This window comes from Pseudidiomarina aquimaris, assembly GCF_003987395.1.
Lineage (GTDB): Bacteria > Pseudomonadota > Gammaproteobacteria > Enterobacterales > Alteromonadaceae > Pseudidiomarina > Pseudidiomarina aquimaris.
Map to the genome: position 1 here is coordinate 206,034 of NZ_PIPT01000007.1, position 21,010 is coordinate 227,043.

A 21,010-nucleotide genomic window follows, 5' to 3' on the forward strand; every position below is an offset into this window, starting at 1 on the left:
GTGCTCGTCAGGTCAGGATTCGTTGGCAAAGGAAACCGTAAGCCAATCATCTTTTGCGTTGAATTGTAGACTCTTTATTTCACCTTTGCCTTCAATATTCACTAGATTTTGTTGCTCAGACCAAAGTTCCTGCAGTGCTTTTTGACGCACCGCTAAGCCTTGTAATTCTTGTGGAATCGCTGTCTCTTGATACACCCAAAAATCGCGTCCATCCACCTGGTAGCCAACCGCTTCAAGCGATAACTCTTCTCCAGCGAGGGTTGCCAAGCGAAACGATTCGAGCGCATAGACGGCAAATAAAGCCCGAGTTTCCTCGTCGGTATGAATGTCCGCTTGCCGCTTATTGAACAACTCTCCGACAGCATGCTCGGCATCATGCAAAACAAAGCGATGCATGATCTCAATATTCCCTGTTCGTTGATTGAACAGAATTATGGTGACTGCTGATTTAAGTTGGTGGGCAGCTGCGCTACCCACCGTCATTAGCAGAATAATCGCAATTAATATACTGCGCATCATTCGTCGTTATCACTCTCAACTGACTTCAGTTTTGACTTCGCTTCTTGCATCAAGTCACGACTGATGTGATCGGTGCCACGCTCAGACTTGAATGCCTCGATGCGCGACTCAATGATCTTGCGTGGATAGTAGTTGTTAGAAATATCGACATCGGCAGTTTCCCAATTCGGGTCCACGGCGAAACTAACAACCTCTTTATCGGTGACGATAAGCTTGCTGACATTTTTCGCATTCCGCCGCCAAATTTCCGCTGGAATCCGATAGTCTTCCGTACTGCCATCGGCATACGTCATTTGCAGCAAGATCGGCATGACCAAACCACCGATGTTAGAAAAGTCGAGTACGTAATAATTTTTGTCTTCAGCAATGGCGCGGTCGAAGACGCGACGTTCCCATGGTTCGAGTTTATCAAGGAACTTCTGATACTTATTCCGTTGCTTGTTGGTTACCGTAAAACGATCGTTTTCGTCATAGAAATCGCGCACATCTGGATTCATTTCTACCCAAGTTTTACGCCCTTCTGCTTCGTTACGCTGCACAAAGAATGAAACGGGTTTATCGGCTTCATTTTCGCGATGACGCTGCCAATCGATATCAGGGTCTTCGGTATCTAAGCGAAGTTTGTATGCACGATCGAGGCTAATGTCGACATGATCGGTGCTGTAGAACCAGCCACGCCAGAACCAATCAAGATCAACACCTGAAGCCTCTTCCATGGTACGGAAGAAATCCGCTGGCGTCGGACGCTTGAACATCCAGCGTTGCGCGTATTCACGGAAGGCAAAATCAAATAAGTCGCGACCAAGAATCACTTCACGCAGAATATTCAAAGCAGCTGCGGGTTTAGTATAAGCATTCGGACCCAAGCGCAGGACACTGTCCGATTGCGTCATAATCGGCACCTGTACCGACGACTTCATATAATCAATGATGCCACGCGGCTCTACGCCCCATGGAATTTGTGGGTCCCATTCACGCCCCGCTACGCCATCAAGGAAGCTGTTCAGGCCTTCATCCATCCAGGTCCACTGACGTTCGTCTGAGTTCACAATCATCGGGAAATAAATATGCCCAATTTCATGGATAACCACGCCGATCAAAAAGCGTTTCTCCGCCAGTGAATAGGTGCGTGAACCATCCTCTTGAAGCTCGGTACGCGGGCCATTGAACGTGATCATCGGGTATTCCATACCACCAACAGGACCATTCACCGATTGTGCGGTAGGGTATGGGTAGTCAAACGAGAAACGGCTGTACACTTCCATGGTGTGGATCACAGATTCGGTAGAATACTTCTTCCACAGATCCCCACCTTCTTTCGGGAAGAACGACATCGCCATTACTTCGGGCTGAATATCGCCACCCTGCTGATAGCCTTTCGCGTCCCACATGAACTTACGCGAAGACGCCCAGGCAAAATCACGTACATTTTCGGCTTTGAAACGCCATACTTTACGTTCGTCAGTGCCTTCCTTCTCGTTTTCTAAAGCCTCTTCGGCGGTCACCACGAAAACGGGACGATCGGCTGTGCGGGCTTGTTCAAGACGCTCGCGTTGGGTGGCGGTCAGAACTTGCTGCGGATTTTGTAGTACGCCTGAAGCTGAAACAATGTGGTCCGCTGGTACATCGATGGCCACATTAAACTCACCAAACTCCATGGTGAACTCACCACGGCCTAAAAACTCTTTATTGGTCCAAGCTTCGTAATCGGTGAAAGCTGCCACGCGCGGATACCACTGTGCTAACAAGAAGATGTCATTGCCGCCTTCACGGGCATCATCAGGGAAGTGCTCATAACCGGACCGTGCGCCAACAGCATCTTCTTCGACAATATTGAAGCCAAAATCGATGGCCAGTTCCGTTTGTGCACCCGGTGCCAACGGCTCAGCTAAATCGATGCGCATATTGGTACCGACAATGGTAAAGCTCAGCGCTTGGCCGTTGTCTGCGGCAACTTTATCAATCGCAAAACCTAACTCGTTATCGGCCATAAACTGCTGACGACGCAGTTGCCCTAAAGAAATACGTGCTGGTTTATCGATGCCATTTAAATCAGTTTCTGGATGGCTGCCAAAGGTATCGCTGCGCTCAGCACGTGAATCATTGCGGAAGATATTCTGATCGAGCTGAACCCAAATGTATTTCAGCGTATAAGGAGAGTTGTTGTAATAAGTAATGGTTTCTGACGCATCTAGGCGACGCTTTTCTTCGTCCAAACGGACCTGGATATCGTAATCGGCGCGCTGTTGCCAATAACGCTCACCCGGCTCGCCTGCTGCGCTTCGATAAACATTAGGCGTCGGCAAAACTTCATCTAATTGACGAAACTTGTCTTCAAAACTACCTTTTGTTTGCTTAATAGCAGAAGCGGCGACGTCGCCAACTGAGCCTAAATTGACGATGGTTATGGCCGCGCAGGCTAACCAGAAACTTGAACGATGCATGAGCACTCTCTTTGTTACGCGAAATTTATAAAGATTTTGTAGGGTTAAACTACCAAAGCTAGGCGTTTGAAACCATTGCGTTGGTCGTAAAAAGTTTCCTTTTATCGCGAACTGTGCTTTACACTAATTGATGTTTAATTAATCAGCGAAGATGGATCTCAAACGTGGCAACACCTGCTATCCAACAATTTTCGGCATCATCCTTTCGTTACTTAGCCTTTATTGCGCTTTGGATATTGGTTTGGTGGTCGGCCACGTTAATGGAATACTTGCCTTTCATTAGTTTATGGTTCCCGCCGGCAGGGCTCTCTCTTGCAGCATTCATCCTAATGGGTATGCGAGCGTTTCTGCCGATCCTCATGGCGGCAACCATTGTCGGCGTATGGATGTACGTTCTGCTTGATCGGTCAATTCCCTATCCGCAGCAGCTCTATAACAGTCTTGTTTTGGCCGCGGCACATACCCTTTCCTATGGCATCGGTGGACTCTATTTTCGCCAAACAGTCGGCAAATGGAGCGTACAGCAACTCCCCCAACGTATTCTTTATTTTCTTATCATCGCGATGCTAACCACGCTCCTAGCAGCATGGTTAGGTGTGGGTGCTTTCGTTCTTGTGGGTACGATGGATTGGCTCCAAGCAGCCCAATCTTGGCTGACCTGGTGGATAGGAGATCTTGCTGGAACAGTGGTCTTAACGCCATTCTTTATATTGGCTTTGAGTGCGCTTTGGCGTTACGACATTGCATGGCTCAAACCGACCGACGAGCGGCGCTCGAGTCAGCGTAAAAAGCGCCCCTTATGGAGCCACAAAATAACGCTCCTTTTACTCCTTGCCGGCGGAGTGATTTTGGCTGATTCCTACTATGAGCATCCTGCAGTCGCTTATTTTATTTTCTTTCTCAGCATTCCCCAAATGTGGATCGTGTTTACCGAACGTATGGAACAAACCGTGCTCTCGTTGGCCTTACTCAGCGTGGGTATCGCTGTCTGGTTTGGTTTCTATGGCGTGAGCGAAAATGCACTTACCTATCAATTTGCACTCTGCGTGATTGCCGCAAATGCCTATTTTGGCCTAGCTGTGCCGTCTATTCTGCAGCAAAACCGCCGCCTACATCATCAAACGCAAATCGATGCACTGACCCATGTTGCGACGCGGACTCACTTTCTCGAAAGCGCCTCAGCGCAACTCCAAGGTCAACGGGCGAGTGATTTTCCATTGGCACTTATCGTGTTCGATCTTGATGAATTTAAGGGTATCAACGATACCCACGGCCATTTAGTCGGTGACCAAGCATTAATTATGGCGGCACAAAGTATTCGTACCCATATTCGTAGTTGTGACTTAATCGCGCGCTTCGGTGGCGACGAATTCTTGATCCTGCTACCCGAACAAAACCTTGAACAAGCCACTAAAACCGCCGAGCGTTTGCGCCAATCCCTTCCAGCTATTCCTTCACCAAAAGGACTTATTCAAATCAAAGCGAGCTTTGGTATTGTCGAGATACAGCCCAAAGAAAGTATTGAGGAAGCTCTACAACGAGCCGATCAAGCTTTACTCGAAGCAAAACGCAAAGGGCGTGATCAAGTGGTATCATCTTAGGTATGTATTTGCTGTTTTAGGACCTAACCCATGGCCATTACCACCATTCAATTGCTCGTCGCGACCACTTCAGGCAACACCGAGTACCTTGCCGATCAGCTTGCGGAACAGCTACAAGCGCAAGGCTATACCGCACACGTGCACTACGAACCCGACTATTCTGACTTAGTTGAAGCCATCACTGATGACACCCTTTGGTTGGGTTGTATTGCCAGTCATGGAGCAGGCGATTACGCCGATAGTATGCTGGCTTTCGCCGACGATCTTCACGCCAAAAAACCGCGCTTAGAAACCCTTCATTATGCCGTGATTGCGGTTGGCGACAGCTGCTACGACACATACTGTGCCGCCGGTCGTGATTTTGACGAAAGCCTTGCTAAAGCTGGGGCCAAGCGCCTCATTGAGCGCCTCGAAATTGATATGTCGCAAGACGATCCAGAAGACAAAGCATCAACATGGCTAAGATCCTTACTAAATCGTATGTGAGTAATCGCTGTATAAGATCCTCTGAGATCTGTAGATACCCACTGTACAAAACTGTTGATAACTCACTCTGTGGATAACCAAGCAACTTACACACAAGTTGATCAGAGCAAGGATCAGGTATTGATCACAACTTAACGGATCGTTTTGATCCTTACCAAACCTGGCCTCCAGCTGCTTATCCACAGAAATCGTCCAGCTAGTAGTAATAGCAATAAAAGATCTAAAAAAAAGATCTTAAATTATTTATAGATCCTTAAGCACACGCAAAAGCAAAACTGAACGAAATTTAACCGTTTCGATCTAAGCCAATTCAGGTTAAACTATACGGCTACAATTTTTGCTCTCGATCCAGAATAGATGCAGAGCACAAAACGCATTACACAGAAGGCTCTAGGATTACGTTTATGTCGAATACTTCTACTTACCATCAGCATTATGACGTCATCGTCATTGGTGGTGGACATGCCGGTACAGAAGCAGCACTTGCTGCAGCACGTATGGGCTGTCAAACGCTTTTGTTGACGCATAACATTGAAACCTTAGGCCAAATGTCCTGTAACCCTGCTATAGGTGGTATTGGTAAAGGTCACCTGGTTAAAGAGATCGATGCGTTAGGCGGTGCTATGGCACTTGCTGCTGATCGCGCTGGAATTCAATTTCGCACCCTGAATTCCTCGAAAGGCCCAGCCGTTCGTGCAACTCGTGCACAAGCCGATCGTGTGCTCTACAAAGCAGCTATTCGAGAATTACTTGAAAACCAAGCAAATTTACATTTGTTCCAACAAGCCTGTGACGATCTCATTGTTGAAAACGATCGTGTTGTTGGCGTTGTTACCCAAATGGGCTTGAAGTTTAGTGCGAAAACCGTGGTTCTTACCGTTGGTACGTTCCTTGGCGGTCAAATACATATTGGTATGCAAAATTACCAAGGCGGTCGCGCTGGCGATCCTCCAGCAAACGCCTTAGCCAAACGTTTACGCGAACTGCCATTACGGGTCGATCGCCTAAAAACTGGAACACCTCCACGTATTGATGCTAAATCGATCGATTTTTCTGTCATGCAAGAACAACCTGGCGATACACCAACGCCATTGTTCTCGTTTATGGGCAAACCTGAAGATCATCCGCAGCAAATCAGTTGCTACATAACGCATACCAACGATCGCACACACGATGTGATTCGTGGTGGCTTAGATCGCTCACCAATGTATTCAGGCGTTATTGAAGGCGTAGGCCCACGTTACTGTCCGTCAATTGAAGACAAGGTCATGCGTTTCGCCGATAAAAATTCGCATCAGATCTTCGTTGAACCTGAAGGCTTAAATACTCACGAAGTTTATCCAAACGGTATTTCGACCAGCTTGCCATTTGACGTGCAAGTTGAACTGGTGCGCTCAATCAAAGGTTTTGAAAACGCACACATTACGCGCCCTGGCTATGCCATCGAATACGATTACTTCGATCCGCGCGACCTACAGCAAACGTTGGAAACCAAATATATTCATGGGCTGTTTTTCGCCGGTCAAATCAATGGTACGACAGGTTATGAAGAAGCCGGTGCGCAAGGTCTGGTGGCAGGTTTAAACGCCGCCTTGCAAGCGCAAGACAAAGAGGGTTGGGCACCGCGTCGAGACAATAGTTATATGGGTGTGTTGATCGACGATCTGTCAACTTTGGGTACCAAAGAACCCTATCGTATGTTTACCTCACGTGCCGAATATCGTTTGCTGCTGCGTGAAGACAACGCCGATATGCGCCTGACCGAAAAAGGTCGTGAATTAGGTTTAGTCGATGACGCACGCTGGGCTCGGTTTAACGAGAAGATGGAAGCCATTGCGCAAGAGCAACAACGTTTGCGTAGTACGTGGATCCATAAAGATCACCCCGCGGTGAATGCAGTCAACGAGTTGGTCAAAACGCCGATCACCAAAGAAGTAAACGGTGAAGATCTGCTGCGTCGTCCAGAGATCACCTACAAAGCAATGATGGAAATTGCTGACTTAGGTCCAGGCTTGAGTGACCGTGAGGCAGCTGAGCAGGTGGAAATCCAAACCAAATACGCAGGCTACATTGCCCGTCAGCAAGACGAGATTGCCAAGCAACAACGGCATGAGAATACCCGTTTACCGATGGGTTTTGACTACGCTGGGATCAAAGGTTTGTCGAACGAGGTGATTGCTAAGCTTAATGAGCATCAACCCGAAACAGTCGGCAAAGCAGCACGTATTTCTGGGGTGACACCAGCAGCAATTTCGATGTTGTTAGTGCACTTAAAGAAACAAGGACTGTTGCGCAAAAGCGCTTAAAACAAAAAGAAAATGACAATGCAGAAGAAGTTAGCAGAGCTTATCGAACGCGCCGGTTTGCAAGTTGCGCCGGCGCAACAAGCGCAACTTGTACGTTTGGTTGAACTCCTTAATAAATGGAATAAAGCGTACAACCTAACGTCAGTTCGTGACCCACAGCAAATGCTCAGTCGTCACATCGTCGATAGTTTGGTAGTGTTACCTCATCTGCAAGGTGAACGTTTTATTGATGTTGGCACAGGCCCTGGGTTACCAGGCTTGCCACTGGCAATTGCGCAACCCGATAAAGAGTTTGTCTTGCTTGATAGCTTAGGTAAACGTATTCGGTTTATTCGCCAGGTCTGCCACGAGCTTGGTCTTAAGAATGTTAAAGCTGTGCAAAGCCGGGTGGAAGAATTTGATGACCCAACTAAATTTGATGGAGTCATCAGTAGAGCCTTTGCCTCGCTTAGTGATATGCTGAACTGGTGTCAGCACTTGCCAAAGCCACAAGGTAAGTTTTACGCTTTAAAAGGCGTCTACCCTGAAGCTGAAATCGCTGCCTTAGCAACGGATTTTCCAGCCGACACATTTCAGGTAGACGACGTTATCACGCTGCAGGTTCCTGAAGTCGAAGCAGAGCGTCACTTAGTTATTATCTCAACAAGAGGTTAAACGCCCGTGGGTAGAATCATTGCCATTGCAAATCAGAAAGGCGGCGTGGGTAAAACCACCACGGCGGTGAATTTGGCGGCGTCGATGGCGGCGACACGGCGTAAAGTGCTTCTCATTGACCTCGACCCCCAAGGCAACGCGACGATGGGGAGCGGTATCGATAAATACGACGTTGAGAATACCGCCTACGAACTGCTTGTCGACCAAAAACCATTCCAAGATGTGGTGGTGACTGAAACCAACGGCAAATATCATTTGATTGCCGCCAATGGAGATGTAACGGCAGCAGACGTTAAACTCATGGAAGAATTTGCTCGCGAACAACGTCTTGCCAGCGCCTTAAAACCTGTACGTGATAATTACGACTTTATTTTTATTGATTGCCCGCCTTCACTGAGTATGTTGACGGTGAATGCAATGGCCGCGGCGGACTCCATATTAGTACCCATGCAGTGTGAATATTACGCTTTAGAAGGGCTAACAGCGTTAATGGATACCATTGAACGTCTCGCTGAAGCAGTAAACCCGCAGCTGCAAATCGAAGGTATCTTGCGCACCATGTATGATCCGCGTAATCGCCTAGCGAACGATGTATCAGAACAACTTAAAGCGCATTTTGGTAATAAGGTTTACCGCACGGTGATACCGCGTAACGTACGTTTGGCCGAAGCGCCAAGTTTTGGTGCTCCGGCAATGTACTATGATAAGTCGTCAACCGGGGCAAAAGCCTATCTCTCGCTAGCTGGTGAATTAATTCGCCGCGCAGAACAATTAAAAAAAGCCGAAACAGCGGCTGAAGCCTGAGGATATTTCGCTCTATGTCTGCCAAAAAAAGAGGACTAGGACGCGGCCTTGACGCGTTGTTAACCACTAGTAAACATGCTCGTGACCATGAACATGAGCGCCCTGATGGCAACGACGTAGCCGACATCAGTAAAGGTGAACTGCAGAAGCTACCAATCGAGTTCTTACAGCCGGGTAAATATCAGCCACGTAAAGATATGTCGCCTGAAGCGCTTGAGGACCTCGCTGCTTCGGTTAAAGCGCAAGGCATTATTCAGCCGATAGTGGTGCGCGAAATAGAACCTGATAAATATGAAATTATTGCCGGCGAACGTCGTTGGCGCGCGGCACAAATGGCCCGCTTAAGTGAAGTCCCGTGTTTAGTTAAGCATGTGCCTGATGAAGCAGCTGTTGCCATTGCGCTTATTGAAAACATTCAGCGTGAAGACCTGAATGCCATGGAAGAAGCGACCGCCTTGCAACGTTTATTGGATGAATTCCAGTTAACACACCAAGAAGTTGCGGATGCGGTTGGTAAATCGCGTGCCACCGTGACCAATTTATTGCGGTTAAACAATCTAGAACAAGAAACCAAGACCCTCCTTGAACGTGGTGACATTGAACATGGCCACGCCAAACTACTTCTCGCCTTACAAGGTGAACAACAAAGCGAAGTTGCCCGTACTATTGCGGCAAAAGCAATGACGGTGCGTGAAGCAGAAAAACTCGTGCGTTTAACTTTAGAGCCGAAGAAACCTGCCGAGCCGAAAAAGCCGGACGCGGATATCCAACGCTTGGAACAACGTTTGAGTGAACGCTTAGGGGCAGCTGTTGCGATCAATCATGGACGCAAAGGAAAAGGTAAAGTGGTGATTAATTACAGTAGCTTAGATGAGCTCGATGGCATACTGACCCACTTTCAATTACCTGAAGACGCTTAAGCCGTTTGCATTTTGTTGCAATTAGAGCGCAAATCTTTATACTATCGCGGGCTTTTAACTGAGGTTTCGAGCCCGTGAGTGGAACGTTAACACAAGCCGGAAAACAGCTCGCTGTAAAACTGCTGCGAGCACAAGCAGGAACGGTGTTTTTATTGGCCTGCACGTTTTCTTTGGCGACATCGTATGAATATTTTTGGGGTGTTGTTGGCGGTGGTTTAACTGTCATGATTCCAACAGCACTTTTTGCATGGCGTGCTTTTGCTCAAGGCGGCGCGCGTGCGGCGCAACAAGTCGTCAGTAATTTTTTTGCCGGTGAGGCGATAAAAATAAGTCTCACAGTGATCTTGCTGGTCGCCCTGTTATTGTTGACCTCGCTCCCGCTTGTTGCGGTTTGTAGCGGCTACATAGCAGTTTTGATCGTGCAATGGTTGGCACCGATTTTGTTTTTAAAATCAACTTAAAATTGTGGGAATTAAGATGGCTGCAGAAGAGTTAACGCTCCAAGGCCACATTCAGCACCACTTAACTAACGCTAAGATGTGCTCTACCGAAAACGGTATAGCTTTCAACAAAGCGTGTAGTGAAGCCGGGTTCTGGACGTGGCACATTGACACACTCGCTTGGTCGATCGGACTAGGCATTCTGTTCTTAATGATTTTCCGTAGCGCAGCGAAAAAAGCGGATACCGGCGTGCCGGGTAAATTCCAATGCTTTATCGAAATGATCGTTGAGTTCGTTTCGGACAACGTGCGCGACACCTTCCACGGTAAAAGCAAGCTTATTGCGCCGCTGGCACTGACCATCTTCGTCTGGGTCTTCCTGATGAACTTGATGGATTTGATCCCAGTGGACTTCTTACCAGCGTTCGCAGGCTGGGTGGGTGAAACAGGCTTCGGCGTGGATTCCCATGACGTTTACATGAAGATCGTACCGACCACAGACATCAACATGACCGCAGCGCTGGCGCTTGGCGTGTTCTTATTGATGATCGGTTACGGTATTCGTATGAAAGGCATTGGCGGCTTTATCAAAGAGCTGACTTTGCACCCGTTTAGTTCTAGCAACATGGCGGTTCAAATCCTCTTGATTCCGTTTAACTTGTTGCTCGAAACCATCGCGTTGGTAGCGAAGCCGTTCTCGCTCGCACTACGTCTGTTCGGTAACTTGTATGCCGGTGAGCTAATCTTCATCTTGATTGGTGCGATTGGCCTGTTGCAGTTGCCGTTACACTTTGTTTGGGCCGTATTCCACATTCTGGTAATCGTGCTGCAAGCGTTCGTATTCATGATGCTGACCATTGTTTACTTGAGTATGGCCAGCTCAGAAAGTCACTAGTTTTGGTATTAACTTTTATTTTTAACTTCAACCTTTGAAATATCGGAGAAAACAATGGAACTAATGTTAGGTCTTAAATATATCGCTGTAGCACTATTGATCGGTTTCGGTGCAATCGGTACTGCAGTTGGTTTCGGTAACATGGGTGGTAAATTCTTGGAAGCGTGTGCACGTCAGCCAGAATTAGCGCCTTCTCTGCAAGTTAAAATGTTCATCTTGGCGGGTCTGATCGATGCGGTAGCAATGATCGGTGTTGGTATCGCCATGGTTCTGTTGTTCGTTCTGTAAGGCTCGATTAACTTTCTCGAACAACTGAACGAATAGGAGGGTGGGTCTATGAGTTTAAATATGACCCTAATCGGTGAATTAATCGCGTTTATCGTCTTCGTGCTGTTCTGCATGAAGTTTGTTTGGCCACCGCTGAACAATGCGATTGAAGCTCGTCAGAAAAAGATTGCCGATGGCCTAGCAGCTGGTGAAAAAGCTGAGAAAAGCCTTGAAGAAGCGCAAGCTAAAGTTGCTGACGAACTTAAGGACGCGAAAGCGCAAGCTGCAGAGATTATCGCCCAAGCGAAAAAACGTGCGGACGAAACAATCGAAGACGGCAAGAAGCGTGGCGAGCAAGAGCGCGAGAAAATCGTTGCTGCGGGCCACTCTGAAGTCGAAGCAGAGCGCAACCGCTTACGCGAAGAGCTGCGCAAGCAAGTGGCGGTATTGGCCGTTGCTGGTGCAAGCAAAATCATTGAGCGTGAAATTGATAAAGACGCTCACAGTGACATCGTTGAAAAACTGGTCGCTGAACTCTAACCAAAGGGGTTTGTGCAAATGTCAGAATTGACTACGGTTGCTCGCCCCTATGCAAAAGCAGCTTTTGATTTTGCACTAGAGCAAGGCGCGATCGAAAAATGGCATGAAATGATTACTTTTGCCGCCGCTGTTGCGAGCGACGAAAGCATGGCCACTTTTTTGAGTAGCGCCGAAACGCTAGAGAAAAAAGTAGAGGTTTTCATTAACGTCTGCGGCGAACAATTGGATGAAAAAGGCCAAAACTTCGTACGTTTGATGGCGGAAAATGACCGTTTGAAAGCCTTACCTGCTGTCGAGAAACTATACAGCGAACTGCGCTCAGAGCATGAGCAAGAAGTTACTGTAGAAGTTACCTCTGCGGTCAAATTGACCAAAAAGCAGCAAGACAATCTAGCACAGACGTTAGAAAAACGTTTTTCACGCAAAGTTAAGCTGAATTGCAGTGTCGATGCAGCGATTGTCAGCGGCTTATACATTAAAGCTGGTGACACCGTGATTGACGGTACGGTGCGCGGTAAGCTCGATCGGCTTGCCCATGCACTGCAATCCTAATTGGGGACTTGAGCATGCAACTGAATTCAAATGAAATCGCTGAACTGATCAAGAAACGTATTGAACAGTTCGAAGTGGTCAGTGAAGCTCGTAACGAAGGTACTATCGTTTCTGTAACTGATGGTATCATCCGCATTCATGGCCTTGCTGACTGTATGCAAGGTGAGATGATTGAGCTTCCTGGCAATCGTTACGCCATCGCGTTGAACTTAGAACGTGATTCTGTAGGCGCCGTTGTAATGGGTCCGTACGCGGACTTACAAGAAGGCGTTAAAGTTAAATCAACAGGTCGTATCCTTGAAGTACCAGTAGGTCGTAACCTATTGGGCCGCGTTGTGAACACCTTGGGTGAACCAATCGACGGTAAAGGTCCTATCGAAGCTGACGGCTTTGAACCTGTTGAAAAAATCGCACCTGGCGTTATCGAACGTCAATCAGTAGACCAGCCAGTGCAAACTGGTTATAAGTCTATCGATGCGATGATTCCAATCGGTCGTGGCCAGCGTGAGTTGGTGATCGGTGACCGTCAGACTGGTAAAACAGCTTTGGCAGTTGACGCCATCATCAACCAGAAAAACTCTGGTATTAAGTGTGTGTACGTAGCTATCGGTCAGAAAGCATCGACCATCGCTTCTGTGGTACGCAAACTTGAAGAGCATGGCGCGTTGGAGAACACCATTGTGGTTGCAGCATCTGCTTCTGAATCAGCAGCGTTGCAATACTTGGCAGCCTATTCAGGTTGTACCATGGGTGAATACTTCCGTGACCGCGGTGAAGACGCACTGATCGTCTACGATGACTTGTCGAAGCAAGCTGTTGCTTATCGTCAAATCTCATTGTTGCTACGTCGTCCACCAGGTCGTGAAGCTTACCCAGGTGACGTGTTCTACTTGCACTCACGCCTACTTGAGCGTGCTGCGCGAGTAAACGCTGACTACGTTGAGAAATTCACCAACGGTGAAGTCAAAGGTCAAACCGGTTCACTAACCGCATTGCCAATCATCGAAACCCAAGCGGGTGACGTATCGGCATTCGTACCAACCAACGTGATTTCAATCACCGACGGTCAGATCTTCTTAGAAACTGACTTGTTCAACGCTGGTATCCGCCCTGCTGTTAACGCAGGTATCTCGGTATCGCGTGTAGGTGGTGCAGCACAGACCAAGATCGTTAAGAAGCTTGGTGGTGGTATTCGTTTGGCATTGGCACAGTATCGTGAACTTGCAGCGTTCGCACAATTTGCTTCTGACCTTGATGAAGCAACGCGTGCACAGCTTGAGCACGGTCAGCGTGTTACTGAACTAATGAAACAGAACCAATATGAGCCAATGAGCGTTGCAGAGATGGCAGTGTCTATCTTCTCAGCTGAAAAAGGCTACCTCAAAGATGTGGCGCAGGACAAAATCCTCGACTTCGAAAGTGCGTTAATTTCGTACATGAAGAGCGAGCACGCCGATCTGATGGCTGATATTGATAAAACTGGCAACTATAACGACGACATCGAAGCTAAGCTGCACGAAGGTCTGAAAACCTTCAAGAACACGCAGTCTTGGTAATGAGCAGTGGCCACCTTAGCGTGGCCACACGTCGTTGAGTTAACAGGAGATTATCATGGCCGGCGGTAAAGAGATAAAAACCAAGATCGGGAGTATTAACAATACTCAGAAGATCACCAGCGCAATGGAAATGGTTGCTGCGTCCAAAATGAAAAAGGCGCAGGAACGGATGGCTTCTAGCCGCCCGTATGCCGACAGCATTCGCAAGGTGATCGGCCATGTTGCCCACGCTAACTTGGAATATAAGCATCCGTTCCTAGAAGAACGCGAAGTGAAGCGAGTTGGCTATATCGTCATTTCAACCGACCGTGGTCTGTGTGGCGGCTTAAACACCAATGAATTTAAAGCGGTAGTTAAGCACGCAAAAGAGCAACAAGACCAAGGTGTCGAGGTTGATTTTGCGGCGATTGGCAGCAAGGCAACGGGTTTCTTTAAACGCTTTGGAGGCCGTTTACTAGCGCAAACTTCAGGTCTTGGTGACAAGCCAGGCGTGAATGATGTGCTCGGCACCGTTCAAGTTATGCTTGATGCTTTCGATAAAGGCAGCATCGATCGTCTTTACGTGGTGTACAACAAGTTTGTGAACACCATGAAGCAAGACCCAACGATAGCGCAGTTGCTACCGTTGCCAAAAGCTGAAGGCGAAGAGCGTGATCGCGTGCAAGCAGGTAGCTGGGATTACCTGTACGAGCCAGCACCAGAATCGATCTTGGATACTTTGATTCGTCGTTTCGTCGAATCAACGGTTTACCAAGGTGTGGTGGACAACATCGCTAGTGAACAGGCAGCGCGGATGGTGGCAATGAAAGCCGCTACCGACAACGCCGAAGACCTCATCGATCAGTTGCAGCTCGTGTACAACAAAGCACGTCAGGCAGCTATCACGCAGGAAATTTCGGAAATTGTATCGGGCGCCGAAGCGGTTTAAGGCGAAGCTTGCAAGAATTTTAGAGTTAGAGGAAATGTCATGAGTCAAGGTAAGGTCGTGCAAATTATTGGCGCGGTTGTGGATATCGAATTTCCACAATCAAGCGTGCCAAAGGTCTACGACGCGCTGAAGGTGACCGACGGTGACCTCAAGGGTTTGACCTTGGAAGTTCAGCAGCAGCTAGGCGGTGGTATCGTGCGTGGTATCGCACTCGGTACAACCGATGGTTTGCGTCGTGGTATTACAGTAGAAAACACTGGTGAACCAATCATGGTGCCTGTGGGTAAACAAACCCTCGGTCGTATCATGAACGTATTGGGTGACCCAATCGACGAAGCGGGCGACATCGGCGAAGAAGAGCGTATGTCTATTCACCGTGAAGCACCTTCGTACGAAGATCAGTCAAACGCTACCGAGCTTTTGGAAACAGGTATCAAAGTTATCGATTTGATTTGCCCGTTCGCCAAAGGTGGTAAAGTTGGTCTGTTCGGTGGTGCCGGTGTAGGTAAAACCGTTAACATGATGGAGCTTATCCGTAACATCGCAATCGAGCACAGCGGCTACTCAGTATTCGCGGGTGTTGGTGAGCGTACACGTGAGGGTAATGACTTCTATCACGAGATGAAAGATTCAAACGTACTCGACAAAGTAGCATTGGTCTACGGTCAGATGAACGAGCCTCCAGGTAACCGTCTGCGCGTTGCGTTGACCGGTTTGACCATGGCAGAGAAGTTCCGTGACGAAGGTCGTGACGTCTTGTTCTTCGTTGATAACATCTATCGTTACACCCTAGCCGGTACTGAGGTATCTGCATTGTTGGGTCGTATGCCATCAGCGGTAGGTTATCAGCCTACTCTTGCTGAAGAGATGGGTGTACTGCAGGAACGTATTACTTCAACCAAGACCGGTTCAATCACGTCAATCCAGGCCGTATACGTACCTGCGGATGACTTGACTGACCCATCACCAGCAACTACTTTCGCGCACTTGGATGCGACGGTTGTATTGTCACGTGATATCGCGTCTTTGGGTATTTACCCTGCAGTTGATCCACTGGATTCAACTTCACGTCAGCTTGACCCGCAAGTTATCGGTAAAGAGCATTATGAAGTTGCCCGTGGTGTACAGTCTGTATTGCAGCGCTACAAAGAGCTGAAAGACATCATCGCAATTTTGGGTATGGACGAGTTGTCTGAAGAAGACAAGATGACGGTTGCTCGTGCTCGTAAGATCCAGCGTTTCTTGTCACAGCCATTCTTCGTAGCTGAAGTATTCACCGGTGCACCTGGTAAATATGTTGCGTTGAAAGACACCATTGCTGGCTTTAAAGGCATCTTAAGCGGTGACTATGATGACCTTCCAGAACAAGCGTTCTACATGGTTGGCAGCATCGAAGAAGCGGCCGAAAAAGCCAAGAAAATGTAAGAACCGGGAGGTTTAAATGGCAGCAAAAACTGTACACCTTGACGTGGTCAGCGCCGAAGACAGTTTGTTTACTGGCGCCGTAGAGACCGTGCAAGTGACCGGTAGCGAAGGTGAGTTGGGTATCTACCCTGGTCACGCGCCTTTAATTACCAAAATCAAGCCAGGTATGGTGCGAGTGGTAAAAGAAGGCGGTGAAGAAGAAATCATCTACGTTGCTGGTGGTGTGCTGGAAGTGCAGCCTCACAACGTCACGGTTTTGGCTGATACAGCCGTTCGCGGTGAAGAGCTTGACGAACAACAAGCACTTGATGCGAAAAAACGTGCTGAAGAAGCAATCGCAGATTCAAGTTCTGACCTTAGCTACGCAGAAGCGGCGGCAGAATTGTCTCGGGCGTTGGCACAATTGCAGATTATTCGCAAAATTCGCAAATAATTTGCTCCAGCCTAGAAAGAAGCGAAAGCCCAGCCATCGTGCTGGGCTTTTTTTATTGTGCAAATATTCTGCAAAGTCCGTAAGCTCGCGCGTTAGAAGGCAATTTTCCACCTGTTAATTTCCTGTAATCCCGCTAGAATAGGGCTTTCAGATTCACCAACCGAAAAAATGGAAGGATTCATGGCATTGAGTGTAGTGGTTCTTGCTGCTGGCAAAGGCACCCGCATGCGTTCGGCATTGCCTAAAGTGCTGCATCCAGTTGCCCATAAAGCGATGGTGCAACATGTGATCGACAGCGCACGGCAGTTAGATTCGAGCGCCATTCATGTAATTTACGGCCACGGTGCCGAGGTATTGTTAGATCGCCTCGGTGGGCAAGCGCTTAATTTTGTCGAACAAGCCGAGCAGCTAGGCACCGGTCACGCGGTGCAGCAGGTCGTTCCCCATCTTGCCGATGACGAACATGTACTGATTTTATATGGCGATGTTCCGTTAACGCGCGTTGAGACCTTACAAGCTTTAGCCGAAGCGGGCCAAAATACAGAGCTTGCGTTACTTACCGTCACCCTACCCGATCCGACAGGTTATGGGCGCATCTTGCGTGACGCTGATGGCAACATCACTGGCATCGTTGAGCAAAAAGACGCAACGGCTGAGCAATTGAAGGTAACTGAGGCCAACACTGGTATGATGCTGGCGCAAGGAAAGGCGCTAAAACGCTGGCTAGGGGCGTTATCGAATGACAACGCACAGGGCGAGTACTATCTGACCGATATCGTGGCTATGGCCGCGCAAGAAGGTGTACAGATTGCCTCAACCCAACCTCAAGACATTCATGAAGTTGAAGGCGCAAACAACCGCGTGCAATTAGCAGCACTTGAGCGCGCCTACCAACAACGGCAAGCCGAACAGCTGATGCTTGCTGGTGCGACCCTCCTCGACCCCGCGCGGGTTGATGTGCGCGGCACCGTTAGCATTGCTAACGACGTGGTGGTTGATGTGAATGTTATCTTTGAGGGTCATGTGGAGCTTGGCGAAGGCGTCATCATCGAAAGTAACTGTGTTCTACGCAATTGCCGCATTGCCGCCGGCACCCGGATCAAATCGCATAGCATTGTCGAAGAAGCCCAGGTGGGCGAACACTGCGAAGTGGGTCCTTATGCGCGCTTGCGCCCTGGTTCGGTGCTTGAACAAGGCGCCAAAGTCGGCAACTTTGTCGAAATGAAAAAATCAAAACTCGGCAAGGGCTCGAAAGCGAATCATCTTACTTACTTGGGCGACGCTATCATTGGTGAACACGTCAATATTGGCGCAGGCACCATCACCTGTAATTACGATGGCGTAAATAAGTCGACCACACAGATCGATGACGGCGCTTTTATTGGCTCAAATAGCTCTTTGGTTGCGCCAGTGCGCATTGGCGTGCAAGCCACTGTTGGCGCAGGATCGACCATTACCAAGGACGTCGCCGATGGCGAACTCGCCATCGCTCGCGGTAAACAACGCAATATTACGGGCTGGCAACGCCCGCAAAAGAAAGGATAAGACGTATGTGTGGAATCGTAGGCGCCACTTCTGAGCGCCGTATTAGCGAAATCCTGCTTGAAGGACTCAAGCGCCTCGAATACCGTGGCTATGACTCAGCAGGTCTGGCGGTATTGAACGAGAGCGGCGTGATTGAAAGCATTCGCCGCACTGGCAAGGTGCAAGAATTGAAAGACGCAGTGGGCGAGCACCCGCTGAGTGGCACCACTGGTATCGCCCACACCCGCTGGGCCACCCATGGCGGGGTTACCGAAGCCAATGCCCACCCACACATGTCGCACGATTGTATTGCGGTGGTCCACAACGGCATTATTGAGAACCATGACAAGTTACGTGAGCAACTGCGTGCGTTGGGTTACGAGTTCCGTTCAGATACCGACACCGAAGTGATTTGCCACTTAGTGCATCACGAGAAAAAGACCCACAGCGACCTATTTGACGCAGTACAAGCTGCGGTCAAACAGCTCGATGGCGCTTATGGCACCGTCGTTATGGATTGCCAAGAGCCAGGTCGCCTCGTCGTTGCACGTTCAGGTAGCCCACTAGTGATTGGCCTAGGTATCGGCGAGAACTTTATCGCCTCTGACCAATTGGCCTTATTGCCAGTAACGCGCAAGTTCATGTACCTCGAAGAAGGTGACATGGCGGATATTACTCGCACCGATGTGAAGGTGTATGACGCTAATGGCGCGCGTGTTGAGCGTGAAGTGCATGAGTCTGACGGCCAGTATGACGCCGGCGGCAAAGGCAACTACCGCCATTTTATGTTGAAAGAGATTCACGAACAGCCAGCAGCGGTGCGTAATGCCCTTGAAGGTCGTTTAGTTGACGGTCAAGTCGCCGATAACGCCTTCGGTGAGGGCTCTATGGAGCTGTTAAAGGGCATCGACCACGTGCAAATCGTTGCTTGTGGTACCTCATATCACGCAGGCATGGTCGCACGCTATTGGCTTGAGGCTTTGGCGGGTGTGTCGTGCAACGTCGAGATCGCCTCTGAGTTCCGCTATCGCCAGTCGCACGTGCACAACAACAGCCTATTGGTGACTATTTCGCAGTCTGGCGAAACCGCAGACACCTTGGCCGCACTGCGCCTGTCGAAAGAGCTCGGCTATAAAGGGTCTTTGACCATCTGTAACGTTGCCACATCTTCGATGGTGCGTGAATCAGATCTCGCTTACATGACGCGCGCCGGTACCGAGATTGGCGTAGCTTCGACGAAAGCCTTCACCACCCAGTTAGTTGGCTTAATGATGTTAGTGTTAGCCCTTGGTCAATCTCGCGGTCTACCAGCTGACAAGCAAGAAGTTATCGTCAAAGGCCTGAAAACCTTGCCAGCGAAGCTTGAAGAAGCGCTATTGCTGAGCGACGAGATTGAAGCCTTAGCTCCGGAGTTTGCCGACAAATACCATAGCCTCTTCCTGGGCCGCGGCTCGCAGTATCCGATCGCAATGGAAGGCGCGTTGAAGCTGAAAGAGATCTCGTATATTCACGCCGAAGCCTACGCAGCCGGCGAGCTTAAGCACGGTCCATTGGCCCTGATTGATGCTGAAATGCCGGTGATTGTGGTCGCACCAAACGACGAATTGCTTGAGAAGCTGAAGTCGAATGTTGAAGAAGTCCGCGCGCGTGGCGGCATTATGTATGTGTTTGCCGACCGTGACGCGCACTTCAAGGGCGACGCCAGCATGCGCGTCATCAACGTCAGCCACTGCGACGAGCTGATTGCTCCTATCGTGTACACCATTCCGCTGCAGTTGTTGTCGTACTTCGTTGCCATCATCAAAGGCACCGACGTCGACCAACCGCGGAACCTGGCGAAGTCCGTTACGGTGGAGTAACTTTGAGTTTCGGATTAAAAAAGGCGCTACGGCGCCTTTTTTAATGCGGGTATACGGATTTAATGGTTGATGGGGCACCTTCACCCCATCAATCTGATACCACCCTCAGATGGTTGATAGATCGACTCCGTAGTTGAGTTCCTCTGCGAAGTCCGGCAGTCCGTAACCGATGGTTTTCTTGTAGAAAGGAGAGACCTTCGCAGTCGGTGCCTTCTTCTTGTGCTTCGTGGTGTAGAGCATTCGTGCCCGCATCACCTCGAAGGAGTAACCGCGCCCTTCACGGTTCTTGTCCTTGGCCAGTCGGTTGATGGACTCCGTGTAAGCGTTGGTGACGGGCATGTCCGTCTCGAAGTAGGTCATGGTCTCTTCGCGCCAGTTTCCCACTGCCCTGACCAGATCGCTCCAGACTTCCTTTTGGCCCTTCGGGATGGTGGCTATCCACTCGTCCAGGGCGGCTTCTGCCTGGAGCCGTGTGGTGGCGTCCCAGATGCCGTAGAAGCGCTCCTTGTGCTCGTAGGCGGCCAGCAGTTGCGGGAACGCGCCTGTCCAGGTCTCCATGATGAGGCGCTCCCGGTCTGAGACTTCGTGAGCGCGTTTCAGCAGGATTTTCCGGTCTCCCTTGAGAGTCCGGCTCTGGGACGGTTTCAGCTCCTTTCTGAGGCCCTTGTGCACTCTCTCTAGGGCATCGTTGGCCATGCGCACCACATGGAACTTATCGACCACGATACGGGCCTGGGGCAGCACAGCCTTGACCGCTGCCCGGTAGGGGTTCCACATGTCCATGCTGACGATCTCGACCTTCTGCCGGTCTTTCAGCTTCATCAGGTAGTTGGTCACCACGTCCTGGCGGCGGGTGG

The 21,010-nt window shown here is 49.3% G+C and carries 19 protein-coding genes and 1 pseudogene; 17 read left to right on the forward strand and 3 right to left on the reverse strand.

Annotation, left to right across the window (positions count from 1 at the left end; all coding sequences use genetic code 11):
* Positions 1-12 precede the first annotated feature (12 nt).
* A complete protein-coding gene (locus tag CWE21_RS10225; RefSeq protein ID WP_338068220.1) occupies positions 13-519 on the reverse strand; it encodes a DUF6702 family protein in 507 nt (168 codons plus the stop codon).
* Positions 516-2,963 carry a M1 family metallopeptidase gene (locus tag CWE21_RS10230; protein ID WP_157982761.1) on the reverse strand — a complete coding sequence of 816 codons (2,448 nt, stop codon included), beginning with the start codon at positions 2,961-2,963 and terminating at the stop codon, positions 516-518. Before CWE21_RS10230 ends, CWE21_RS10225 begins: the two co-directional genes overlap by 4 nt.
* A 164-nt stretch (positions 2,964-3,127) precedes the next feature.
* On the opposite strand from CWE21_RS10230, the gene CWE21_RS10235 reads away from it, so the two are divergent.
* From CWE21_RS10235 to glmS, 17 genes are all read left to right on the forward strand, one after another.
* Positions 3,128-4,564 carry a GGDEF domain-containing protein gene (locus tag CWE21_RS10235; RefSeq protein WP_126834345.1) on the forward strand — a complete coding sequence of 479 codons (1,437 nt, stop codon included), beginning with the start codon at positions 3,128-3,130 and terminating at the stop codon, positions 4,562-4,564.
* 30 nt (positions 4,565-4,594) lie between these two features.
* Entirely contained in the window at positions 4,595-5,050 is a 456-nt protein-coding gene (locus CWE21_RS10240) for a flavodoxin domain-containing protein (RefSeq protein ID WP_241970277.1), read from the forward strand.
* Positions 5,051-5,454: 404 nt separating this feature from the next.
* The gene (gene mnmG / locus CWE21_RS10245; RefSeq protein ID WP_126834346.1) at positions 5,455-7,356 is read left to right on the forward strand and encodes a tRNA uridine-5-carboxymethylaminomethyl(34) synthesis enzyme MnmG; all 1,902 of its coding nucleotides are present in this window, start codon (positions 5,455-5,457) and stop codon (positions 7,354-7,356) included.
* Between the two features lie 18 nt (positions 7,357-7,374).
* The gene (rsmG, locus tag CWE21_RS10250) at positions 7,375-8,010 is read left to right on the forward strand and encodes a 16S rRNA (guanine(527)-N(7))-methyltransferase RsmG (protein ID WP_126834347.1); all 636 of its coding nucleotides are present in this window, start codon (positions 7,375-7,377) and stop codon (positions 8,008-8,010) included.
* A gap of 6 nt (positions 8,011-8,016) precedes the next feature.
* Positions 8,017-8,814, forward strand: coding sequence for a ParA family protein (locus CWE21_RS10255; RefSeq protein ID WP_126834348.1), 798 nt, complete (start codon positions 8,017-8,019; stop codon positions 8,812-8,814).
* A gap of 14 nt (positions 8,815-8,828) precedes the next feature.
* The gene (locus tag CWE21_RS10260) at positions 8,829-9,734 is read left to right on the forward strand and encodes a ParB/RepB/Spo0J family partition protein (RefSeq protein ID WP_126834349.1); all 906 of its coding nucleotides are present in this window, start codon (positions 8,829-8,831) and stop codon (positions 9,732-9,734) included.
* Between the two features lie 74 nt (positions 9,735-9,808).
* On the forward strand, positions 9,809-10,195 hold the full coding sequence (locus CWE21_RS10265; RefSeq protein ID WP_126834350.1) for an ATP synthase subunit I: 387 nt from the start codon (positions 9,809-9,811) through the stop codon (positions 10,193-10,195).
* A 16-nt stretch (positions 10,196-10,211) separates the two neighbouring features.
* The gene (atpB, locus tag CWE21_RS10270) at positions 10,212-11,069 is read left to right on the forward strand and encodes a F0F1 ATP synthase subunit A (RefSeq protein ID WP_126834351.1); all 858 of its coding nucleotides are present in this window, start codon (positions 10,212-10,214) and stop codon (positions 11,067-11,069) included.
* A 54-nt stretch (positions 11,070-11,123) separates the two neighbouring features.
* On the forward strand, positions 11,124-11,357 hold the full coding sequence (gene atpE / locus CWE21_RS10275; protein WP_034733567.1) for a F0F1 ATP synthase subunit C: 234 nt from the start codon (positions 11,124-11,126) through the stop codon (positions 11,355-11,357).
* Positions 11,358-11,405: 48 nt separating this feature from the next.
* Positions 11,406-11,876, forward strand: coding sequence for a F0F1 ATP synthase subunit B (gene atpF, locus CWE21_RS10280; RefSeq protein WP_126772400.1), 471 nt, complete (start codon positions 11,406-11,408; stop codon positions 11,874-11,876).
* Between the two features lie 18 nt (positions 11,877-11,894).
* The gene (gene atpH, locus CWE21_RS10285; RefSeq protein ID WP_126834352.1) at positions 11,895-12,428 is read left to right on the forward strand and encodes a F0F1 ATP synthase subunit delta; all 534 of its coding nucleotides are present in this window, start codon (positions 11,895-11,897) and stop codon (positions 12,426-12,428) included.
* 14 nt (positions 12,429-12,442) lie between these two features.
* Positions 12,443-13,984, forward strand: a complete 1,542-nt coding sequence (gene atpA, locus CWE21_RS10290) for a F0F1 ATP synthase subunit alpha (RefSeq protein ID WP_126834353.1) — start codon at positions 12,443-12,445, stop codon at positions 13,982-13,984.
* 55 nt (positions 13,985-14,039) lie between these two features.
* On the forward strand, positions 14,040-14,912 hold the full coding sequence (gene atpG, locus CWE21_RS10295; protein ID WP_126834354.1) for a F0F1 ATP synthase subunit gamma: 873 nt from the start codon (positions 14,040-14,042) through the stop codon (positions 14,910-14,912).
* Positions 14,913-14,951: 39 nt separating this feature from the next.
* Positions 14,952-16,337, forward strand: coding sequence for a F0F1 ATP synthase subunit beta (gene atpD, locus CWE21_RS10300; RefSeq protein ID WP_126834355.1), 1,386 nt, complete (start codon positions 14,952-14,954; stop codon positions 16,335-16,337).
* Between the two features lie 16 nt (positions 16,338-16,353).
* Positions 16,354-16,770 (forward strand): F0F1 ATP synthase subunit epsilon, encoded by a 417-nt coding sequence (locus CWE21_RS10305; RefSeq protein ID WP_126834356.1) that lies wholly within the window; start codon positions 16,354-16,356, stop codon positions 16,768-16,770.
* A 180-nt stretch (positions 16,771-16,950) separates the two neighbouring features.
* A complete protein-coding gene (glmU, locus tag CWE21_RS10310) occupies positions 16,951-18,315 on the forward strand; it encodes a bifunctional UDP-N-acetylglucosamine diphosphorylase/glucosamine-1-phosphate N-acetyltransferase GlmU (RefSeq protein WP_126834357.1) in 1,365 nt (454 codons plus the stop codon).
* A gap of 5 nt (positions 18,316-18,320) precedes the next feature.
* Positions 18,321-20,153, forward strand: coding sequence for a glutamine--fructose-6-phosphate transaminase (isomerizing) (glmS, locus tag CWE21_RS10315; protein WP_126834358.1), 1,833 nt, complete (start codon positions 18,321-18,323; stop codon positions 20,151-20,153).
* 105 nt (positions 20,154-20,258) lie between these two features.
* Here glmS and CWE21_RS10325 read toward each other — a convergent pair.
* A pseudogene (locus CWE21_RS10325) lies at positions 20,259-21,010 on the reverse strand (ISL3-like element ISPst2 family transposase); the annotation flags it as partial.